The following is a 20,544-nucleotide window of genomic DNA, read 5'->3' as shown; positions in this document are numbered from 1 at the left end:
GCGCGTGGAGGCCGTGATGACCGGGCAGCAGGTGTCGGACGACGCCGTCATGACCAGGATCGGGCAGGCGATGATGCTGCTCCACGGCGGCGACCGTGAGGAGGCCCGGAACCGCTTCGGCGCGATCTGGGACCAGCTGGGGCCGGACGGCGATCCGCTGCACCGCTGCACGCTCGCCCACTACATGGCCGACGCCCAGGACGACCCGGACACGGAGCTCGCCTGGGACCTGCGGGCGCTGACCGCCGCCGAGGGCCTCGACGAGGACCGGCTCGCCCGGCACGACTCGGCGGCGGCGCTGCGCGCCCTCTACCCGTCGCTCCACCTCAACCTCGCCGCCGACTACGTGAAGCTCGACCGCCTCGACGCGGCCCGCGTCCATCTGGACCGGGCCCGCGCCGCCTCCGTCGTCCTGGACGACGACGGGTACGGCAACGGGGTGCGGGCCGCGATCGAGCGGCTCGAGCTACGGCTCCGGGAGCGGCGCTCGTAAGGGTCCGCCGTGGCGTTCGGGGTGCCGGCTCAGCGCCCGTGGTGGCCGCGGCACAGCTTCGCCTGCGGGCTGTCCGGGCTCCAGCCCCCGTACGCCTGGCCCAGGGCGCACACCTCGCCCCGGTCGCGCGGAACCCGCGGCACTCCCGGCGGTTCGGCGACCGGGTGCCGTGGTTTCTGCTGCTTCGGTACGGAGGAGGGGCGGGGCCGTTCGTCATGGCGGGGCCGGGCGGGGGCCCGCCCGTCCTCGGCCCGGCGCCGCTCCACGGCCGAGCGCGCCTCGGGCGTCGCGGGATCGGGCATCGCCGCCTCCAGGGCCTCCCGGGCGGGGCCCTGGACGATCTGCGGGGCGACGTCCTGGCCGGCGGTAGCGGCCGGACTGCTGGGGGCGGGTGCGGGGACCGAGGGCGGCGGTTCGACCGCCATGCAGCCCGAGAGGGCGGCCATCGCCACCCCGGCGAGCAGGGTCACTGTGGTTCGGGTTTTATGCACCCGCGCAACTCTGCAGCTCGGGCCGCCTCCCGCGCGCCCCTACTCGCGGGGAATGCCCCGCATGAGTGATCATCGCGCGCAGGCTGACCGCGGCCACCGGCGCGGGGCAGCGGTGGCCGGTCGTTCAGTCGCCCGTGGCGCCGTCGATGCGCTCGCGGATGAGGTCCGCGTGACCGTTGTGGCGCGCGTACTCCTCGATCATGTGGAGGTAGATCCAGCGCAGGTTGAACATCTCGCCGGAGCGGTGCTTCCCGGCGCCCAGGTCGTCGAGTCCGTGCCCCGCGGCGAGGGTCCTGGCCCTGGCGATCTCGGCCTGCCAGGTGACGTGGGCGTCCGCCCAGGTGTCCTCGTCGGTGACGCGGATGTCCCGGTCGAAGTCCTCGTCGGTGCTGTAGATCCAGGGCGCGTCCTCGCCCGCGAGGACCCTGCGGAACCAGCCGCGCTCGACCTCGGCCATGTGCCGGACCAGGCCGAGCAGACTGAGGTCCGAGGGCGGGGCGGAAGCCGTGCGCAGCTGGGCCTCGTCGAGCCCGGCGCACTTCATCTCCAGCGTGGCCCGGTGGTAGTCGAGCCATTGCTCCAGGGCCGCGCGCTCACCGGTGAGGGTGCCGGGCTCGACGCGGAGGGCGGTTTCGGTGCGGTCGGCAGTCATGAGCGGCATCCTGACCGAAGATTGCCGCCGCGACCAGGGGTCTGACGCCCGGTCACCCGCCCAGCATGCCGCGCAGCAGCTCGTCGTAGCCGGTCCGCAGCTCCGCGCGGCTCGGCACGGCCGCGTGGAAGGAGCCGGCCGCGCAGGAGAACATCAGGCCCTCGCTCCAGGCGATGAGGGAGAGGGCGTGGCGCTCGGGGGAGGCGGAACCGGCCGCCCGCATCATCGCGATCAGCGGGCCGTGGAAGACGGCTCCCGCGGAGTCGAAGAAGGAGCGCAGCTCGGGACGGCGGGTGGCCTCCAGAGCGAGCTCGTAGCGGGAGACGAGCAGCGCACGGTGGTCCGTCAGATAGCGGTGCAGGGCGAGGGCGAGCGCGTCGACCAGCGCCTCGGCCCCGGCGTCCGAGGCGGGCAGTTCGTGCGGGGCGAGGACGGCCGCCTCCCGCTGGACCTGCCGCCGTACGGCGGTCTCCAGGAGGGCCTGCCGGGTGCGGGCGTGGTTCGAGGTGGAGCCCTGGGGGAGGCCGGCCCGCTCGTCGACGGCGCGGTGGGTGAGCCCGCGCATCCCGCGCTCGACGAGCAGGTCGAGGGCGGCGTCGCCGATGCGGTCGGCGCGGGTGAGCGGGGCGTCGTGGGCCGGTGCTGCGGTCATGGGGACCAACCTATGCGACCTGCCCTGCCCCTTCGACTACAGCTGTAGTACGGTGAAGGTGTCACTACATCTGTAGTTCGGGTGGGTGGCCGTCGTTCTCGTGTCCCGTCGTCCCCGAGGGGGAGTCATGGAACAGCACCGTGCGGTCGTCGTCGGAGCCGGCATCGGCGGTCTCACCGCCGCCGTAGCCCTGCGCGGACGCGGCTGGGACGTCACCGTCCTCGAACGCGTCGCCGACCTCGCGCCCGTCGGCGCCGGCATCGGCCTCGCCCCCAACGCCCTGCGCGCCCTCGACGTGACCGGCCTCGGCGACCGGATCCGCGAACTGGCCGCCTGGCAGGGCGACGGCGGCATGCGGCGCCCGGACGGCCGGTGGCTCGCCCGCACCGACGCCCGCGCCGCCGCCGCGCGCTTCGGCGGCCCGCTCGTCCTGCTGCACCGCGCGACCCTCGTCGACCTGCTCCTCTCCGCCCTGCCCGAAGGCACCGTCCGCACCGGAGCCCCGGCCGCCCTCGCCGACCCCGGCGACACCCGGCGGCCCGCCCGGGTCACCACTCCCGACGGCGAGCTCGAGGCCGAACTCCTGGTCGCCGCCGACGGCATCCGCTCTGCCGTCCGCACCGCCCTCTTCCCCGCGCATCCCGGCCCGCGCTACTCCGGCTTCACCACCTGGCGCACCGTCATCCCCGCGCCCGAGCGGCCCTTCGCCCCGCACGAGACCTGGGGTCCGGCGCGCCTCTGGGGCAGCCAGCCGCTCAAGGACGGCCGGGTCTACGCGTACGCCATGGCCGCGGCCCCGGCCGGCGCCCACGCGCCGGACGGCGAGAAGGCCGAACTCCTGCGGCTGTTCGGCGACTGGCACCACCCCGTGCCCGCGATCCTCGACGCCGCCGACGGGACCACCATCCTGCGCCACGACGTCCACCACCTGATCGACCCGCTGCCCGCCTTCCACGCCGGCCGCACGGCCCTCCTCGGCGACGCCGCCCACGCCATGCAGCCGACCCTGGGCCAGGGCGGCAACCAGGCCATCGAGGACGCGATCGTCCTGGCCCACCATGTCGGCGGCGGCCCTGCGGGCGGCGGCCTGCCCGTACCGGACGCGCTGGCCGCGTACACCGCCGACCGGCTGCCGCGCACCACCGCCGTGGTGCGCAGGGCCGCCCGCACCGGCCGCCTCGCGCTGCTGTCCGCCCGCCCGGCCGTCGCCCTGCGCGACGCCGCCGTGGCCGCCGTCTCCCGGTTCGGACCCGGCCTGGTCCTGCGCGGCTTCGACGGCATCGCGGACTGGCGGCCGCCGACCTCCGCCCAGCCGTCCCGCGTAAGCTGACCGGCGCGAACGCCCGCACCGCGCACACCTGATCCGCGGACGCCCGCAGCAGGAACGTCCGCACCGCGACGAACAAGAAGGAGACCCCGTGAAGGTCGGCTGCATCGGACTCGGCGACATCGCGCGGAAGGCCTATCTGCCCGTCCTGGCCACCCTTCCCGGGGTCGAACTCCACCTCCAGACCCGCACGCGCGCCACCCTCGACGCGGTCGGCGACAGCCTCCACGTGCCCGCCGACCGGCGCCACCACGACCTCGACTCGCTCGTCTCCGCCGGCCTCGACGCCGCCTTCGTGCACGCGCCGACCTCCGTGCACGCCGAGATCGTCACCCGGCTCCTGGAGGCCGGCGTGCCCACCTACGTCGACAAGCCGCTCGCCTACGAGTACGCCGAGTCCGAGGCCCTGGTGGAGCTCGCCGAGAAGCGCGGCGTCGGCCTCGCCGTCGGCTTCAACCGCCGGCTCGCGCCCGGCTACGCCCAATGCCTCGACCACCCGCGCGAACTGATCCTCATGCAGAAGAACCGCATCGGACTGCCCGAGGACCCGCGCACCTTCGTCCTCGACGACTTCATCCACGTCGTCGACACCCTGCGCTTCCTGCTCCCCGGCGAGGTCGAGCACACCGACGTGCGCGCCAGGATCCGCGACGGGCTGCTGCACCACGTCGTGCTCCAGCTCTCCGGCGACGGCTTCACCGCCATCGGCATGATGAACCGGCTGAACGGTTCCACCGAGGAGATCCTGGAGGTCTCGGGCCAGGACACCAAGCGCCAGGTCCTCAACCTCGCCGAGATCGTCGACCACAAGGGCCAGCCGAGCGTGCGGCGGCGCGGCGACTGGGTGCCGGTGGCCCGTCAGCGCGGCATCGAGCAGGCCGTGCTCGCCTTCCTCGACGCCGTACGCCAGGGACGCACGCCCAGCGCGCGCGACGCGCTGCGCACCCACGAGCTGTGCGAGCACGTGGTGCGCGAGGTGCTGTCCCAGGACCGGTCCCAGTACCCGCCCCGGGACCGGTCCGAGGCCTCCTGAGCCGTCACCGCGCAGCGGGACCCGGGCCCGGGTCCGTGCCGGGAGACCCGTCCGCGTCCAGGTCCCGCCGGAACCGCCCGGACCCGCCGCCCCACGGGAGGCACATGAGGACGACCACGACGACCACGGCCACCGCTCCGTACACCGCCCAGTCGCCGAGCCGTTCGTACGGCGTGCCACCCCGGGCGAGCGGCAGCTCGTAGACGACGACGGTGCTGCTGCCGGTGCCGAGCGCCGGGCCGATCCGCCGCCCGTCCGGCCCGTACGCGGCGCTGACCCCGGACAGGGTCGCGTGCACCACCGGCCGCCCCGTCTCCGCCGCCCGCAGCGCGCCGAGCGAGGCGTGCTGGGCCGGCGCCCAGCTGTCCTGGAAGGTCGAGGTCGACGACTGCGCGACGATCACGTCGGCGCCGTCCCGGGCGAGCCGGCGGCTCATGTCGGGGAACGCGGTCTCGAAGCAGATCAGCGGCCCGATGCGGAGCCCCGCCGGCCCGATCCGCGGCCCCGCCGGCCCGATCCGCGGCCCCGCCGGCCCGGGGCCGGCCGTGCCGGGCAGCGTCATCACGACCGGGGCCGTGCCCCGCCGCCGGTCCTCGCCCGCCGCCTTGCCGACCGACGTGGCCCAGCCGAGCACGGCACGGGCCGGGACGTACTCGCCGAACGGGACGAGCCGCATCTTGTCGTAGCGCTCCCCGGTCGGCCCGTCCGGACCCACCAGGATCGCGCTCTTGAAGATCCCCGGCCGGTCGGACCGGCGGGCGTCCACGTTCACCAGGAGCGGCGCGTCCACCTGCCGCGAGAGCGCGGCCAGCCGGGCCGCGAAGTCCGGCCGGGCCACCAGGTCCGCGCCGACGCTGCTCTCGCCCCACACCACCAGGTCGAGCCGCTGCCCGGCGAGCGGACGCGTCAGCTCCTCGCCCCGGTCGAAGCGCGCGCCCGGCGGGCCGACCACTCCGGGCTGGACCACCGCGACCCGCACCGAGCCCGCGCCGCGCGGCGGCGCCCCGGCCCACCAGGCGAGGCCCGCCACCAGGGCGGAGCCGACCAGACCGGCCACCGCGACCTGCCGCAGCCGCGGTACGGCCACGAGGAGCGCGACGGCCGTGTTCACGGCGACCACCAGCAGGGTCACCAGCCACACGCCGCCGACCGCGGCGATCCTGAGCCCCGCCGGCACCTGCCACTGGCTCGCCCCGAGCAGCCCCCAGGGACCGCCGAGGCCCTGCCACGAGCGGACCAGCTCGATCAGGAGCCAGCCGGAGGGGACGACGAACAGGGCGGCGGCCGCCCGGCGCGGCGACGGCGTGCCCCGCAGCATCGCCCGCACCAGCCGGGCCCACGGCAGCCACAGCAGGCCGAGGAGCGCGGCGATCACCGGCAGGAAGACGTGCAGGCTCGGCAGCAGCCAGTGGTGCACGGCCAGCATGAAACCGAAGCCGCCGCACCAGCCGTCGTACCCGGCCCGGCGCGGGTCCGGGGCGCTGCGGATCAGCAGCAGCCACGGCACGAGGGCGAGGAACGCCCACCACCACAGTCCGGGCGCGGGGAAGGCGAGCGCGGGCAGCGCACCGAGCACGAACGCGGCGGCGGACCGCCCGACGCCCCGGGCCCGCCGCCGGGCGCGCGGGTTCCGCCCCTCCTCCGGTCCGCCTCCGCCCCTGCTTCCGTCCCGCACCGCGGCTTCGCCGCCCGCCGCGTCGGCGCGGCCGCGTCCGCGGCCCGCTCCGGCGCCGCCGCCGGCCTCGGTCCCGTCCTCGGTTTCGTCCCCGGCCCCGCTCTCGGCTCCGGCCTCCCTGACGGGCGCCGTCGTCGTCCCGGCCGCGGCCGGCCGGCGGGCGAACGGAATCCGCATGCCCTGCCTCCAGGTGTCGCCTCCAGTGTGCGCGCGACCGGGCCCGCTCGCGGGCCGACGCCCTCACATCCGGCGCCACTTCTCCTCGACGACCACCGAACGGAGCCGCCATTCGCGGTCCACCCGGCGCACGGCGAAGCCGTACCTGCCGCCGCACACGAAGTCCTCGCCGGACTCGAACCGCATCGGGTTCACGTAGTCGGCGCGCACGGTCGCGGTGTCTCCCGGAGAGCCGTCGACGTCCTCGATGCGGATCCTGCGGTTGACGATGAGGTGCTGGCGTACGGGAAAGAGCCGCATCGTCTCGGCGAGCCACTCGGCGACCTCGGCGGCGGGGCCCTCGATGCCGCCCGAGCCGCGGTAGTCGGCGCGCCCGTCCGGGGCGAACAGCGCCCGGTACGCCGTCCAGTCGGAGTCGTCCACGGCCACGGCGTAGCCGGTGACCAGGTCGTCGATGGCGAGCCGGTCCATCACTGTCGCGAGATCCACGCGCTGCGTCATCGGTTCAGTGTCGGGCAGCGGACGCGCGGCGCCAAGGGCCGTGCGGGCGGAGCTCACGGAATCGGCCGCGGCGCCCGCTCCGTCATCGGCCGCCCCTGCCGGTCCGGCCGGCGCATCCGTACCGCATCCACGGCCGGAAGCCACTGGCAGACGGGTCCGGCCGGACCGGCGCACACGCGCGCCGGTGCGCGGAGGCGAACGCCACCGGACCCCGCGCGACGAGGAGGGTGCCATGGCTGCCAGGGACGGGTCGGATTCCGGACGGTACGACGTGGTCGTCGTCGGAGCCGGGGCCGCGGGGCTCGCCTGCGCGGCCGACCTGTGCGCGGCCGGCCTGCGGGTGCGGCTGCTGGAGGCCGACGGGACGGTCGGCGGGCGGATGCGCACCGATCACGTGGCGGGCTTCACCGCCGACCGGGGCTTCCAGGTCTTCAACACCTCCTATCCCCAGGTACGGCGACGGCTGGATCTCAGGGCGCTCCGACTGCGGCCGTTCACACCCGGGGTCCTCGTGCACACCGACGACGGTCCGCGCCGTTTCACGGACCCGACCCGCCGGCTCCGGGAGAGCCGCGACCTGCTTCCCGGGAGGCTCGCGTCGACGCGTGATCTGGCGGCGGTGGCCGCGCTCAGCGCCCGGGACGCGCTGGCACCGGCGTCGGTGCTGCGGCGGGGCCGCGACGGCACCACGCGGACGGCGCTGGCCGACGCAGGCGTGTCACCGGAGCTGGTGGAGACGTTCTTCCGGCCCTTCCTCTCCGGGGTGTTCCTGGAGGACGAGCTGGAGACCTCGGCCCGCTTCTTCCACCTGGTGTGGCGGAGCATGCTCCGCGGCACCCTCTCCCTGCCGGCCGACGGGATCGGGGCCGTTCCCGCCCAGCTCGCCGCGCGGCTGCCGGCGCGGGTACTGAGGACCTCCTGCCCCGTCACGGCCGTGACGCCCGACGGCGTCACCGTCGGGAGCGGCGACGCGCTGCGGGCCCGCGCCGTCGTCGTCGCCACGGGGCAACGGGCGGCGGCCGACCTGCTCCCGGGGCTCCGCGTGCCGGACGGCCGGACCGTCACCACCCTCTACCACGCGACGGCCGAACCGCCGTCGACGGAGCCCGTGCTCCACGTCGACGCCCGGCGCAGGTTCCTGAACACCTGTGTCCTCACCGCCGTCCAGCCCCGGTTCTCGCCGGACGGCCGGGCCCTGGTGTCCACCTCGGTGCTGGGTTCCCCGGGCCCGGAGGAGACGGCGGCGGTGCTGCGCGCGCTGGGGGAGGTGTACGGCTCGGACACGGCCGCCTGGGAGCCCGTCCACCGGGTCACCGTGCCCGACGCCCTGCCTGCGATGCCCGGCGCCGGGCCGCTGTCCCGGCGCACCCGGTTCGCGCCCGGCCGGTACGTGTGCGGAGACCACCGGGCCACCGGATCGCTCCAGGGCGCGCTGGCCTCGGGCGCGCGTGCGGCCCGCGAGGTGCTCGCCGACCTCGGGGACGGCGGACCCCGGGGCCACGGCGGGTCGTGAGGAAGGCGGGGGCCGGGGGACCGCGGGCGCATCCGCCGGGCCCGCTCGGCCGGAAGCACAGGAGCCGGGGACGGACCGCGAACCCGGTGGAACGCAGGAGGAGGACCGTACGGTGATCAGTGTGGAGCGCGTCATCGTGGTACGCCGGCCCCTGGCCGAGCTCGTGGCCTACCTGGCGGACTTCTCGCACACGGAGGAATGGGACCCCGGCACCGTCCGCTGCGTGCGGCTCGACGACGGGCCCGTCCGGCCGGGCGCCCGCTGGCGCAACACCTCGCGCTTCCGGGGCCGTGAGACCGAGCTCCACTACGAGCTCGCCGTGCACGAGCCCGAGCGACTGGTGTTCACCGGCGAGAACCGGACGGTGAGCGCGACCGACGACCTCCGCTTCGCCGACGAGGGGACGGCCACCCGGCTGACGTACCGGGCGTCACTGCGGTTCAAGGGCTTCGCCCGCCTCGCCGAGCCCTTCCTGCGCGCGGAGTTCGAGCGGCTGGGCGACGCGGTGGCCACGCGCCTGCCGCTCGCCGCCGGGGCACGGGACGCGTGACACCCGCTCCGGAGCGGACCGCACCTCGCGCGCATCGTTTCCGCATCGCCTCGTAAGGTGGGTGGCATGTCGGATCCGGCTCACGGGATCACCACCGGCGCCGTCGCACGGCGGCTGGGCGTTTCCCCCACCACGGTGCGTTCCTGGGACCAGCGGTACGGCATCGGCCCGGCCGTACGCGCGGACGGACGCCACCGGCGGTGGAGCCCCGCGGACGTCGCGATGCTCGACGAGATGTGCCGTCTCACGGCCTCGGGCGTCCCGCCGGCCGAGGCCGCGAGGGCCGCCCGGCAGGCCCGGCCATCGGCGGGGCCGACCCTTCCCGGTGCCACCCGCGACGCCCCTCCGGCCGTTCCCGGTGCCACCCGCGACGCCCCTCCGGCCGGGCCCGGAGCCGCGCCGGAAAGACCCGCGTCCCCCGCGGGCGTGCCTCCCGGGAGGACCCGCCGGGCGGGACCCGGAAGCGGCCTGCCGCTGGGCGGCGACGTGCGGCAGGAAGCCCGCGGGCTGGCCCGCGCCGCCGTTCGGCTCGACGGCCCCGCCATGGAAGGGCTGCTCCAGGAGGCGCTCGCCGAGCACGGTCTGGTCACCGCGTGGCAGGAGATCATGGTCCCGACGCTTCACGCCGTGGGCCGCAAATGGGAGTCGTCCGGCGACCGTTACGTCGAGGTGGAACACCTGCTCTCCTGGCACGTCTCCACCGCGCTGCGCCGGGCCGCCGTGACCGGCCCGGCGACCGCCTCCCCGGCCGCCCCGGTCGTGCTCGCGTGCGTCCCCGGGGAGCAGCACACGCTGCCCCTGGAGGCACTCGCTGCGGGACTCGCCGAGCGGGGCCTGCCGACCAGGATGTTCGGCGCGGCGGTGCCCGCGGAGGCCCTCGACGCGGCGGTGCGAAGGTCGGGGCCCGCCGCCGTCGCGCTCTGGTCCCAGGCGAGGTCCACCGCTGACCACGCCCTGGCCCGGCACGTCGCGGGGACGGCGTTCGGGGTACGGGGAGCGCGCACGGTCCCCCTGGTCCTGCTCGCGGGCCCCGGCTGGCTCGGCCGGCCCCCGGCTCCCGGCACGGTCCGTCCCACCGGGCTGCGCGAGGCGATCGGCGTCATCTCCCGGCTGTACGGGGAACCGGCCGGGAGCGCGGAGTACTGACACCGTCGCCTCAGGGGCGGGCCGCCCCGCGCCGCCGGCCCGGGTCCTCGCCCGGCCGCTCCGTGTCCGTCCGCCGCCGGGGCGGCCGGGGCACGAAGCCACTGGTGCGCGCCCGGTAGGCCGCGTAGCCGGGACGGTCGGCCATGTGGGCCTCCAGGAGCCGCTTGCCGCTGCCCCAGACGAGGAGGCCGCTCATGACGAGCGGGGAGACGAGGGTGGACAGGGCCGTCTGCCAGGTGGCGCAGGCCGTCAGGTACAGGCCCCACCAGACGAGGAAGTCGCCGAAGTAGTGGGGATGGCGGGTCCAGCTCCACAGCCCCTGGTCCATGATGCGGCCCCGGTTCGCCGGATCCGCCTTGAACCGGGCGAGCTGGCGGTCGCCCACCGCTTCGAAGGCGAACCCCACCGCCCACACCGCGAGGCCCAGCCACACGGTCGCGTCCGGCGGGCCGGGCAGCAGGACCGCGACCTGGACGGGAAGGGACACGAGCCACACCAGGGCGCCCTGGAGGAGGTAGACCTTCCGCAGCGCGTACAGCGTGCGGTTGCCCCGGGCGCGGGCGAGCATCCGGGCGTACCGGGGGTCCTCCCCGCGGCCGCGTCCGCGCCGGGCGATGTGGGTCGCGAGCCGCAGTCCCCAGACCACGGTGGCGAGCGCGACCGCGGTCCGGCGCGCGTCGTCGCCGTGCCCGGCGGAGAGGAACCAGGCCACGACGGCGACGGCCGCGAAGGCGGCCCCCCAGGCGACGTCCACGATCCGGTGCAGCCCCTTGGCGGTGCCGGTCGCGAAGGCCGTCAGCATGACGGCGAAGGCGGTGGCGGCCGAGGCGCCGAGAACCACGGTGAGGGCCCCGGGGTCCACGGCGCTCACGACGCCTCCCCGCGCCGGCCGGCGGGCACGGTGGCCTCACCGGGGTCGTCGGCGGTGAGCAGCAGTTGGCGGACGTCGAGGTAGCGGGCGCGGAACCCGGCCTCCGACCAGGCGAGGTAGAACTCCCACATCCGCCGGAAGACGTCGTCGAAGCCCAGTGCCGCGACGGCGGTCTCCTGACGGAGGAAGCGGGTGCGCCACTGGCGGAGGGTCTCGGCGTAGTGGGCGCCGTATCCCCGGTCGTGGTCGATGCGCAGGCCCGCGGCGGCGCTCTCGCGCGCGAGGGCCTCCGGCGAGGGGATGAGACCGCCCGGGAAGACGTACTTGCTGATCCACGTGTGGGTGCGGGCGGTGGCGAGCATCCGCTCGTGCGGCATGGTGATGGCCTGGAGCGCGACGCGGCCGCCGGGGGCGAGGAGGCGGCGGAGCGCGGCGAAGTAGTCGGGCCAGAACTCGGCTCCGACGGCCTCGATCATCTCGACGCTCACGACGGCGTCGTAACGGCCGCGGACCTGCCGGTAGTCGAGGAGCTCGACGGTGACGCGGTCGGCGAAGCCGGCCTGCGCCACGCGTCGGCGCGCCAGCGCGAGCTGTTCCCCGGAGAGGGTGACGGTGCGGACGCGGGCACCCCTGGCGGCGGCGCGGATCGCGAGTTCGCCCCAGCCGGTGCCGATCTCCAGGAGCGCGGTGTCCGGTCCGGTCCCGGCGAGGTCGAGGAGCCGGTCGATCTTGCGGTGCTGGGCCGCGGTGAACGCCGCGTCGGAGAGGGAATCCGGCCCTGCCGGGAGGGGGTCGAAGATCGCCGAGGAGTAGCTGAGACCCGGGTCGAGGAAGAGGGCGAACAGCTCGTTGGACAGGTCGTAATGGCGGTGGACGTTCTCTCGCGCCCCGTCGGGGGTGTTGCGGTCGGCCGGCGGCCTGCGCCGCACCCAGGCGCCCCGGAAGCGGTGCAGCGGCGCGGGGACGAGGTCGTCGACGTGCAGCGCGAGCACGGTCAGGACGCCGACGAGGTCGTCGGCGTCCCATTCGCCGGCCATGTACGACTCTCCGAAGCCGATCAGCCCGTCGGCGCCGATCCGGCGGTGGAACGCGTCCGGCTCGTGGAGCGTGAGGGTCGGTACGGTGCCGTCCCCGGCGGACCGCGCGGGGCCCGGGAGCGGTGCCCGGCCGGTCCGTATCCGCAGGGGCAGCCGGGCGAGGGCACGTTCCACGAGCCGGCGGGCGACGGCCGTGCGCAGGGCGGAGGCGCGCGGTGGCCGGGCGACGTCGGGCCAGCGTTCCGGGTCCACCGGAAGGGGGCCGGGACGGGCGGCGGACGGCGCGGTGGGAGGAGGCGGGAGAGTCACGGTGTGCCTTCCTGGGCGGGGGAGCTACGCGGCGGCCGGGGCCGGACGCGGAGCCCCTTGAGGAAGAGGTGGATGCCGTGGCGGCGGATGCCGAGGGACACGGCGGCGGTCGACCAGGGGTGGCGGAGGGCGGCGGCGATCAGGGTGCCGGGGCGGGCGGGGCCGCGGGCGCCGCGGACCGTGGCCGTCAGCGGGCGCGAGCCGTCGGTGTGGCGGAGCTGGACGGTCAGGTCGAGTCGCTCGCCCGGGAGCGGCAGCCGCATGCGGTAGGTGCCCTCGACGTCGAGGAACGGCGAGACGTAGAACTCCTTCGCGGTCTCGGCCCGGCCCCGGGCGTCGGGGCGCAGCAGGTAGCAGTGGCGTCCCCCGTAGGTGTTGTGCACCTCGGCGACCACGCACACGCGACGCCCGGCGCGGTCGTGGCACCAGTACAGGGTGAGCGGGTTGAAGACGTACCCCAGGACGCGTGCGTGGGCGAGCATCAGCACCCGCCCGTCCGCGTCCCGGACGCCCTGCGCGGCCAGGTACGCGTCGAGTCCGGCGCGCAGCGAGGCGGCGGTCCCGTCGAAGTGGTCGCGGGGGTCGAAGCGGGCGAGGGGGCGCAGCGGCCGGGGCAGGACGGGCAGGTCGTCGATGTCGACCAGCCACAGGTAGGTGCGATGGCGCAGGGCGTGGCGGACGGGCGTGACGCGGGTGTGGGCGATCTCGGTCGCGTACAGGGCGGGAACGGGCGGCGGGGCCGGGCCGGGCATCACCACGTCACCCCCAGGTGGCGGGCGGCCTCGACGCCGGAGCGGCAGCCGTCCTCGTGGAAGCCCCAGCCGTGGTAGGCGCCGGCGTAGGCGGTGACGGGGCTGCGGAGGGCGGGCAGGAGACGCTGGGCGGCCACGGACTCCGGGGTGTAGACGGGGTGTTCGTACGTCATGCGGGCCAGGACGGCGGACTCGTCCACGCCGTCGCCGGGGTTGAGGGTGACGATGTGGGGCTCGTGGGCGGGGAGCCGCTGGAGCCGGTTCATGTCGTAGCTGACCTGGACCGCCCCCGGCCGGGCGCCGCAGGACGGCAGCCGGTAGTTCCACGAGGCCCGTGCGTGCGGCGAGCGCGGCAGCAGGCTGGTGTCGCGGTGCAGCACCGTCGGGTTCCGGGAGTACGTGAAGGCACCGAGGACGCGCCGCTCGTCCTCGGTGGGGTCGGCGAGGAGACGCAGGGCCTGGTCGGGGTGGACCGCGATCACCACGGCCGCGTGCTCGGCCGACTCGCCGTCGTCGGTGACGACGGTCGCCCGGTGGGCGCCCCGCACGACGGCGCGGACGGGCGTCGTGGTGCGCACGGAGGACAGGCCCTTCGCGATGCGTTCGACGTAGGTCGCGGAGCCGCCGGTGACGGTCTTCCACTGCGGCGAGCCGGTCACCGAAAGCAGTCCGTGGTGGTCGAGGAAGCGGAACAGGTAGCCGGCCGGGTAGCGCAGCGCGGTGTCCGGGGCGCAGGACCAGACGGCGGAGACGAGGGGGACGGCGAAGTGGCTGACGAAGTGGGCGGGGAAGCGGTGGGTCCGGAGGAAGTCGGCGAAGGTCGCGCCGTCGTCGCCGGAGGACAGCAGGCGGCGCGCGGCGCGGTGGAAGCGCGGCACGTCGGCGAGCGTCCGCAGGTGGCGGCCCCGAAGGGCGTTGCCGCCGCCGAGGAGGCCGCGTGGCCCGCGGGCTCCCGCGTACTCGAGGCCGCAGCCGTCGCAGCGTACCGACATGCTCATCTCGGAGTCCTGTGTGGTCACGCCGAGTTCGCGGAAGAGCCGCAGGAGGTGGGGGTAGGTGCGCTCGTTGTGGACGATGAAGCCGGTGTCGACGCGCAGCGTCCCGCCCCCGGCGGCCGGCAGTTCGTGGGTGTGCGCATGCCCTCCGAGTCGCCCCTCGGCCTCGTACAGCACCACGTCGTGCACGCGGTTCAGGAGGTGCGCGGCGGTGAGCCCCGCCACCCCCGCCCCCACCACGGCGATGCTCCGTGGGTTCATCGTTCCCTCCCGTCGTGCTGCGGCCGCGGCCGGTCGAGGCTGTGGCGCATGCGCTGGAGGCCGCGGCGGGCGTGGCTCTTGACCGTGCCGAGCGGCATGCCGGTGCGGTCCGCGATCTGCGTCTGGGTCAGGTCGGCGAAGTAGGCGAGCTCCAGGACGTCGCGCTGGACGCGCGGCAGCCTGGCCAGCTCCTCGGTGACGACGAGCCGGTCGATGATCCGCTCGGGGCCTTCGGGGGGACCGCCGGTGTGCTCCAGGGTCGCGCCGAGGGCCGCGGTGAGCTCGGTGCGCCGGGTGCGGGCGGTCAGCGCGTCGGCGATCTTCCGGCGGGTGATGCCGGTGAGCCACGCCGGCAGGGTCCCCCGGTCGGGACGGAAGTTCGCGCGGCCCCGCCAGGCGGCGACGAACACCTGCTGGGTGACGTCCTCCGCCTCGCGCGGGTCCCCCAGGGCGCGGGCCGCGAGCGTGTGCACGAGTCGTCCCCAGCGGTGGTACGCCGCGTCCAGGCAGCGTTCGTCCCCCTGGACCAGTCCTCGGGCGATCCGGTCGTCGTCGGCCGCCGTGTCGCGCGGCCCGCGGGCGTGGGGCTCCGCCGGGGTGGCGAGGTGGCAGGTCATCCGGTGCACGGTCATGACGGTTCCTCCTCCGGGCGGTGGCGCGGGTGACCACCGGGACTTCCGGGACGTACGACCGCCGTGCTGGATCGGCCGTGCGGCGGAACCGCGTCGGTTCCGTGCCTTCACGTTCCGGCGAAAGCCCCCCGGGCCTCAACTCGCATCGTTTCCGCAGCGAAATTGGGAGGCGATGTGCGTCGGTTCACCCCGGATGCGGAGGCACGGCCCGGCTCAGGCGCCCTCCCGACCGCGTCGGAAGCGCGCCAGCCCCTCGGACAGCTCGACCAGCGGGTCCGGGTAGTCGTAGGCGGCCCGGTCGAGGCCGGTGAGGCGCCACGGCTCGTGGACGGCCGGCCCGTCGAGGCCGGCGAGCTCCGGCACCCAGCGCCGGACGTAGGCGCCGTCCGGGTCGTACCGCTTGCCCTGGAGCACGGGGTTGAGGACGCGGTTGGGGCGGCTGTCCGTCCCCGTGCCCGCCACCCACTGCCAGTTGAGCTGGTTGTTCGCCACGTCGCCGTCCACCAGCAGGTCGAGGAAGTGACGGGCGCCCTCCCGCCAGTCGATGTACAGCGTCTTGGTGAGGAAGGAGGCGGTGAGCAGCCGGCCTCGGTTGTGCATCCAGCCCTCGTGGGCGAGCTGCCGCATGGCGGCGTCGACGACGGGATAGCCGGTCCGTCCCTCGCGCCACGCCGCGAGGTCCGCCTCGGCCCCGGCTCCCCGGCGCCAGCGGTCGTGGCGCGGACGGTAGTCGGCGCCCGCCGCCCGGGGCCGGGCCGCGAGCACCTGGCGGTGGAAGTCGCGCCAGCACAGCTGGCGCACGAAGGCCTCCGCTCCGGCGCCGCCGCGCTTCCTCGCCCGCTGCACGGCCTCCAGGGCGGAGACGGCCCCGAAGTGGAGGTACGGCGAGAGGCGCGAGGTGGCGTCGCCCGCCAGGTCGTCGTGGCGCTGCTCGTACGCGTCACCGTGCGCCGTCAGCCAGGAGGCGAGCCGCTTGCGCCCCTCGCCCTCCCCTCCCGCGGCGAGGCCCGGCGACACGTCCGCGATGCCGGAGCGCCCGGGCATCCGCTCCGACCGCACCCCCGTCGGCACGCGCACCGCCTTGGGGGCGGACAGCGGGGTGCGCAGGGGCTCGCCCGTCCAGCGCCTGTAGTACGGCGTGAAGACCGCGAAGTGGTCCGAGCCCTGCGGGGTGACGTCACCGGGCGGCACCACGTCCACCACGCCGTCGTGCACGTACAGCCGGCAGCCGTCATCCTCCAGCACCTTGCGCAGGTGTTCCTCCCTCGCCCGGGCGAAGGACGTCACACCGCCGGCCAGGTGGACCTCGTCGGCCTCGGTCTGCCGCACCACCGCCCTGACCTCGGCCACCGTGTCGCCCTTCCGCACCACCAGCCGGCCGCCCCGTTCCTTCAGCGCCCGGTCGAGGTCCGCCAGGCAGTCGGCGAGGAAGGCCAGCCGGTTGGGTGCCGCGAAACCGGCCCGGTCCACCGCCGGGTCGCGCACGAACAGCGGCACCACCTCCTGCGCCCCTTCGAGCGCGGCCCTCAGCGGCGGGTGGTCGTGCACCCGGAGGTCGGAGGTGTACAGAACGACGGCGACGGTCATCGCGTCCTCCCTGCTCGGCCGCCGGTCGCGAACGCGCCGCCGGCGTACTGGTCCCACATTCCTACCTCCGCGGTTCCCCGCTGCCGCGCATGCCGGATGCGCGCGGCGGCCGCCTTCGCCGGCGCCGGGTCCGACGCCGGAGGCCCGCCCCCGCCGACGGGGCCCGGGCGGGCATGGGCAGGGGGCGCGAGGGGTAGGTGAGGCGAGGAGGCGGTTCCCGTGTCCCTGGTGCTGATCGACAGGCTGCGTGGAAGGGCCGGGGAAGCGCTGCTGCTGCGGGTGGCCGGGCCCACGGCCCATCGGAAGCGCGCCCGGATCCACGGCACCCCGGGTCCTCGCTGGTTCGCTCCGGACCGGCCGATCCGGGTCGTGCACGCGGACGCCTCGATGTACGTCGGCGGGCTCGCGGCGCTCCTCCTGCAGTCCCTCCACCCGCTCGCCATGGCCGCCGTCTGGGCGCACTCGGGGTTCCGCGGCGACCCCTGGGGACGCCTCCAGCGCACCAGCACCTTCCTTGCGGAGACGACGTTCGGGCCGGCGGAGGACGCCGAGCGTGCGGTCCAGCGGGTACGCGGGGTGCACGCGCGGGTCACCGGGACGACGTCCGGCGGGGTGCCCTACCGGGCCTCGGACCCGGCACTGCTCGCCTGGGTGCACATCGCCGAGACCTTCTGCTTCCTGCAGGCGTACCAGGAGTACGGCCGGTCCCCGCTCACCGGGGCCCGCCGGGACGCCTACGTCGAGGACATGGCATCGGTCGCCCGGCGGCTGGGCGTGCCCCGGCCACCCGTGACCGAGGCCGGTCTCGCCGAGGCGCTCGAGCGCCGGCGCCCCGAACTGGCGGCCACGGACGAGTCGGCGGCCACCGCCCGCTACCTGCTGGCGACGCCGCCGCTGCCGTGGCCGGTCCGTCTTCCCTACGCGCTCCTCGCCGCCGCGGCCGTGGACCTCCTGCCCTCCTGGGCCAGGGAGTTCCTCGACCTCCCGGTGAGCGTCCGGCTGCTCATGCCCTTCGCACGGCGGGGCGGCGTCACGGTCACCGCGCTGATCCGCTGGGTGATGTCCCCGGCGCCTGCCCCGCCGGTCACGGGCGCCGCGGGTCAGGGCCGGTGACGGAGCGCCCCGGGCCACCAGACGGCCGGGCCGATGTCCCGGACGAGGGCCGGCACCAGGAGCGAGCGGACCACCAGGGTGTCGAGCAGGACGCCGAAGGCCACGATGAAGGCGATCTGGACCAGGAACGCCAGCGGGATGACCCCGAGCGCGGCGAACGTGGCGGCGAGGACGACTCCCGCCGAGGTGATGACCCCTCCCGTGGCGACCAGCCCCCGGCGCACGCCCTCGCGCGTCCCGTGCAGCGCCGTCTCCTCGCGCACCCGTGACATGAGGAAGATGTTGTAGTCGACGCCGAGGGCGACCAGGAAGACGAATCCGTACAGGGGGACCGCGGCGTCGGTTCCGGTGAATCCGAAGACGTGGCGGAAGACGAGGGCGGAGACGCCCAGCGTGGCCACGAAGTTGAGCGCGACCGTCGCCACCAGGAGCACGGGCAGCAGCAGGGAGCGCAGCAGGCCGGCCAGGATCACCAGGATGATCCCCAGCACCACGGGGACGATGAGCCTCCTGTCGTGTGCGGCGGTGACCTGGGTGTCGTACTGCTGGGCGGTGAAGCCGCCGACGAGGGCGTCGGCGCCGGGCACGGCGTGCAGGGCGCCGCGCAGGGAGGCGACGGTGTCCTTGGCGGCATCGGAGTCGGCGGCGTCCGCGAGGGTGACGTCGATCCGTACCCGCCCGTCGGCGACGAGCGGCTGCAGGCTGCCGGGCGGGGCGAAGAGGGTCGCGGAGTCCACACCGTCGACGGACTCCGCGGCGGTCCTGACCCTCTCCGCCGCGTCGGCGTCGGCGATGACGACGGCGGGGTTCCCGGCGCCGCCGGGGAAGTGCTCGCCCAGACGTGCCTGTGCGGCCACGGAGGGGGCGTCCTTGACGAAGATCTCGTCGAGCGGGACGCCCTTGGAGCCGAGCGTGAAGGAGAAGGCGGCGCAGGCGAGCAGGGCCGCGAGGGAACCGGCCCAGACCTTGCGAGGGGCCCGGTCCACCAGCGTCGCGACCTTGCGCCAGACGGGGTGCGCCTCGTCCCCTGCGGTCGGCTCGGGGCGGGCCGGCCAGTAGGCGGCCCGTCCGAGGAGGACCAGGACGGCGGGGAGGAACGTCACCGCGCTGAGGACGGCGCAGCCGATGCCGATGGCGCCGACGGGGCCGAGCGCCCGGTTGTTGGTGAGGTCGCTGAGGAGCAGGGCGAGCAGGCCGAGCGCGACCGTGGCGGCGCTGGCCAGGATCGGGCCGAACGACTGCTTCAGGGCGGCCCGCATGGCCGGCGCCCGGTCGCCGTCACGTGCGCCGAGCTCCTCCCGGTAGCGGGCCGCCAGCAGCAGGGCGTAGTCGGTCGCCGCGCCGATGACCAGGATGGACAGGATGCCCTGCACCTGCCCGTCGACGCGCACGACGTCATGGTCGGCCAGGACGTACACGAGGGCGCAGGCCAGACCGAGTGCGAAGACGGCACCGATGATGATCACCAGCGGCAGCAGGACGCTTCGGTAGACCAGCAGCAGGATCACCAGGACGGTCACCAGGGCGACGACGAGCAGGAGGCCGTCGATGCCCGCGAACGCGTCCCGGAGGTCGGCCTGGGAGGCCGCGGGCCCTCCCAGCCACACCTCCGTCCCCGGTACGGCGGAGAGCGCCGCCCCGACCCCGTCCAGCGCGGCGGGCAGCCGGTCTCCGAGGTCGGGGCGGAGCTGGACGACTCCCCGCAGGGCCTCTCCGTCCTCGGAGGGGAAGGCCGGCGAGGGGGCGCCGACCACGCCTTCGGCGCCCTTCAGGGAGGCCAGGGCACGGGTGGCGTCCGTCCGTGCGGACGGACCGAGGGCGCCGCCGTCCTCGGCGGTCCAGACGGCCAGGACCGGGAGGGTCTCCTCCTGGCGGAACGCCTCCTGGGCCCGGAGGACCCGGGTCGACTCCGCGCTGCGGGGCAGGAAGGCGGCCTGGTCGTTGGTCGCCACCTCGCCGAGCCTGCCCGCGTAGGGACCGAGCCCTCCTCCGACGGCGAGCCAGACGACGAGCACCAGCAGCGGCAGCATTCTGCTCGCCCGCCGCAGGGGTGTGGACATGGCAGGACCCCAAGTCTCTCGACGATCAATTATCTCGATGATTGAAACAAACTGAACCACGGCCCGTCGCGAGGCTCGCAACCGGGTGGGGTGTCCACGCTCGCTCCCACGCCCACGGCCATCCCTTCCGCGCACCGGCACGGCATGGATGCACCGACGCGGAAGGACCCTCCTGGCGGCGAGCGCGTCTCGCCGGACGGCGTCAGCGGCGGGGAGCGCGCAGCTCGCCGAGCTCCTCGTTCAGCGCGTCCAGGTACCGCAGGACGACCGCGAGCTCGTCCTCGGTGAACCGGTCGCGCGCACGGTCCGCCGCCTGCGCGAGCGGCATGAAGTGGGCCCGCGCCACGGCCCGGGCTCCCGGCACGTAGTGGATGCGCACCACCCGCCGGTCGTCGTCGGCCCTGCTGCGCCGGATGTGGCCGGCCTTCTCCAGCCGGTCGAGGCAGGCGGTCACCGCGCCCGAGGACAGGCCGAGGTGCTTGCTCAGCAGTCCGGGGGTGGCCGTGTCGGGGTGGTCGAGCACGAACGCGAGCGCGTGGACGTCGGTGGAGTGCAGCCTCTCCGCGGCGGCGAAGCCGTGCACCAGCCGGTTCGCCTCACCGATCGTCCGGCGCAGGGCGACCGCGAAGGCCTGCAGATCGGTCCCGGTCCCGTTCTCCGTCACGCTCTTCCCCGCCTGCCCGTCGCCCACGCCGCAAGCCTATGCGGACGCCCCCG

General features: G+C 75.5%; 20 protein-coding genes. 7 read left to right on the top strand and 13 right to left on the bottom strand.

Annotation, left to right across the window (positions count from 1 at the left end):
* Positions 1 to 16: 16 nt before the first annotated feature.
* Positions 17 to 493: a hypothetical protein gene (locus ACFY8W_RS28205; protein ID WP_391110874.1), complete on the top strand. Its 477-nt coding sequence runs from the start codon at positions 17 to 19 to the stop codon at positions 491 to 493.
* A 29-nt stretch (positions 494 to 522) separates the two neighbouring features.
* Here ACFY8W_RS28205 and ACFY8W_RS28200 read toward each other — a convergent pair whose 3' ends face one another.
* The 3 genes from ACFY8W_RS28200 to ACFY8W_RS28190 form a co-directional block, all read right to left on the bottom strand.
* Positions 523 to 984, bottom strand: coding sequence for a hypothetical protein (locus ACFY8W_RS28200; protein ID WP_391110871.1), 462 nt, complete (start codon positions 982 to 984; stop codon positions 523 to 525).
* Positions 985 to 1,108: 124 nt separating this feature from the next.
* Complete coding sequence (locus tag ACFY8W_RS28195; protein ID WP_391110868.1) at positions 1,109 to 1,645, bottom strand: DUF664 domain-containing protein; 537 nt, start codon at positions 1,643 to 1,645, stop codon at positions 1,109 to 1,111.
* Between the two features lie 43 nt (positions 1,646 to 1,688).
* Positions 1,689 to 2,288 carry a TetR/AcrR family transcriptional regulator gene (locus ACFY8W_RS28190; protein WP_391110865.1) on the bottom strand — a complete coding sequence of 200 codons (600 nt, stop codon included), beginning with the start codon at positions 2,286 to 2,288 and terminating at the stop codon, positions 1,689 to 1,691.
* Positions 2,289 to 2,415: 127 nt separating this feature from the next.
* Here ACFY8W_RS28190 and ACFY8W_RS28185 point away from each other — a divergent pair, with 127 nt between their 5' ends.
* Positions 2,416 to 3,618, top strand: a complete 1,203-nt coding sequence (locus ACFY8W_RS28185; RefSeq protein ID WP_391110861.1) for an FAD-dependent monooxygenase — start codon at positions 2,416 to 2,418, stop codon at positions 3,616 to 3,618.
* 88 nt (positions 3,619 to 3,706) lie between these two features.
* Positions 3,707 to 4,648, top strand: a complete 942-nt coding sequence (locus ACFY8W_RS28180; RefSeq protein ID WP_391110858.1) for a Gfo/Idh/MocA family oxidoreductase — start codon at positions 3,707 to 3,709, stop codon at positions 4,646 to 4,648.
* Between the two features lie 4 nt (positions 4,649 to 4,652).
* On the opposite strand, the gene lnt is transcribed toward ACFY8W_RS28180, so the two are convergent.
* Both lnt and ACFY8W_RS28170 read right to left on the bottom strand, forming a co-directional pair.
* Positions 4,653 to 6,500, bottom strand: a complete 1,848-nt coding sequence (gene lnt, locus ACFY8W_RS28175; protein ID WP_391110855.1) for an apolipoprotein N-acyltransferase — start codon at positions 6,498 to 6,500, stop codon at positions 4,653 to 4,655.
* A gap of 63 nt (positions 6,501 to 6,563) precedes the next feature.
* Positions 6,564 to 7,001 carry a nuclear transport factor 2 family protein gene (locus tag ACFY8W_RS28170; RefSeq protein WP_391110853.1) on the bottom strand — a complete coding sequence of 146 codons (438 nt, stop codon included), beginning with the start codon at positions 6,999 to 7,001 and terminating at the stop codon, positions 6,564 to 6,566.
* 232 nt (positions 7,002 to 7,233) lie between these two features.
* On the opposite strand from ACFY8W_RS28170, the gene ACFY8W_RS28165 reads away from it, so the two are divergent.
* The 3 genes from ACFY8W_RS28165 (at position 7,234) to ACFY8W_RS28155 (ending at position 10,210) form a co-directional block, all read left to right on the top strand.
* Positions 7,234 to 8,514 (top strand): FAD-dependent oxidoreductase, encoded by a 1,281-nt coding sequence (locus tag ACFY8W_RS28165; protein WP_391110851.1) that lies wholly within the window; start codon positions 7,234 to 7,236, stop codon positions 8,512 to 8,514.
* A gap of 112 nt (positions 8,515 to 8,626) precedes the next feature.
* Complete coding sequence (locus ACFY8W_RS28160) at positions 8,627 to 9,064, top strand: SRPBCC family protein (RefSeq protein WP_391110848.1); 438 nt, start codon at positions 8,627 to 8,629, stop codon at positions 9,062 to 9,064.
* 66 nt (positions 9,065 to 9,130) lie between these two features.
* Positions 9,131 to 10,210, top strand: coding sequence for a MerR family transcriptional regulator (locus ACFY8W_RS28155; RefSeq protein WP_391110845.1), 1,080 nt, complete (start codon positions 9,131 to 9,133; stop codon positions 10,208 to 10,210).
* 10 nt (positions 10,211 to 10,220) lie between these two features.
* Here ACFY8W_RS28155 and ACFY8W_RS28150 read toward each other — a convergent pair whose 3' ends face one another.
* The 6 genes from ACFY8W_RS28150 to ACFY8W_RS28125 all read right to left on the bottom strand — a co-directional run bounded on the left by ACFY8W_RS28150 (position 10,221) and on the right by ACFY8W_RS28125 (position 16,654).
* Positions 10,221 to 11,072, bottom strand: a complete 852-nt coding sequence (locus ACFY8W_RS28150; protein WP_391111084.1) for a DUF1295 domain-containing protein — start codon at positions 11,070 to 11,072, stop codon at positions 10,221 to 10,223.
* Between the two features lie 5 nt (positions 11,073 to 11,077).
* Positions 11,078 to 12,427: a class I SAM-dependent methyltransferase gene (locus ACFY8W_RS28145; protein WP_391110842.1), complete on the bottom strand. Its 1,350-nt coding sequence runs from the start codon at positions 12,425 to 12,427 to the stop codon at positions 11,078 to 11,080.
* Positions 12,424 to 13,179 (bottom strand): DUF1365 family protein, encoded by a 756-nt coding sequence (locus ACFY8W_RS28140; RefSeq protein WP_391110839.1) that lies wholly within the window; start codon positions 13,177 to 13,179, stop codon positions 12,424 to 12,426. Before ACFY8W_RS28140 ends, ACFY8W_RS28145 begins: the two co-directional genes overlap by 4 nt.
* Positions 13,179 to 14,435: an FAD-dependent oxidoreductase gene (locus tag ACFY8W_RS28135; protein WP_391110836.1), complete on the bottom strand. Its 1,257-nt coding sequence runs from the start codon at positions 14,433 to 14,435 to the stop codon at positions 13,179 to 13,181. The genes ACFY8W_RS28140 and ACFY8W_RS28135 overlap by 1 nt, the downstream gene beginning before the upstream one ends.
* On the bottom strand, positions 14,432 to 15,067 hold the full coding sequence (locus ACFY8W_RS28130; RefSeq protein ID WP_391110833.1) for a sigma-70 family RNA polymerase sigma factor: 636 nt from the start codon (positions 15,065 to 15,067) through the stop codon (positions 14,432 to 14,434). The genes ACFY8W_RS28135 and ACFY8W_RS28130 overlap by 4 nt, the downstream gene beginning before the upstream one ends.
* A 213-nt stretch (positions 15,068 to 15,280) precedes the next feature.
* Positions 15,281 to 16,654, bottom strand: coding sequence for an FAD-binding domain-containing protein (locus ACFY8W_RS28125; RefSeq protein ID WP_391110831.1), 1,374 nt, complete (start codon positions 16,652 to 16,654; stop codon positions 15,281 to 15,283).
* Positions 16,655 to 16,873: 219 nt separating this feature from the next.
* Between ACFY8W_RS28125 and ACFY8W_RS28120 the strand changes: the two genes are divergently transcribed.
* Entirely contained in the window at positions 16,874 to 17,767 is an 894-nt protein-coding gene (locus ACFY8W_RS28120; RefSeq protein WP_391110828.1) for an oxygenase MpaB family protein, read from the top strand.
* Here the strand turns inward: ACFY8W_RS28120 and ACFY8W_RS28115 are convergent.
* Positions 17,755 to 19,827, bottom strand: coding sequence for an MMPL family transporter (locus tag ACFY8W_RS28115; protein ID WP_391110825.1), 2,073 nt, complete (start codon positions 19,825 to 19,827; stop codon positions 17,755 to 17,757). The genes ACFY8W_RS28120 and ACFY8W_RS28115 overlap by 13 nt on opposite strands.
* Before the next feature lie 202 nt (positions 19,828 to 20,029).
* Entirely contained in the window at positions 20,030 to 20,518 is a 489-nt protein-coding gene (locus ACFY8W_RS28110) for a MarR family transcriptional regulator (protein WP_391110822.1), read from the bottom strand.
* Positions 20,519 to 20,544 lie beyond the last annotated feature (26 nt).

Source organism: Streptomyces sp. NPDC012637, from assembly GCF_042954805.1.
In the GTDB taxonomy this organism is placed as follows: Bacteria; Actinomycetota; Actinomycetes; order Streptomycetales; family Streptomycetaceae; genus Streptomyces.
This window is presented reverse-complemented; position numbering and strand designations above follow the sequence as displayed.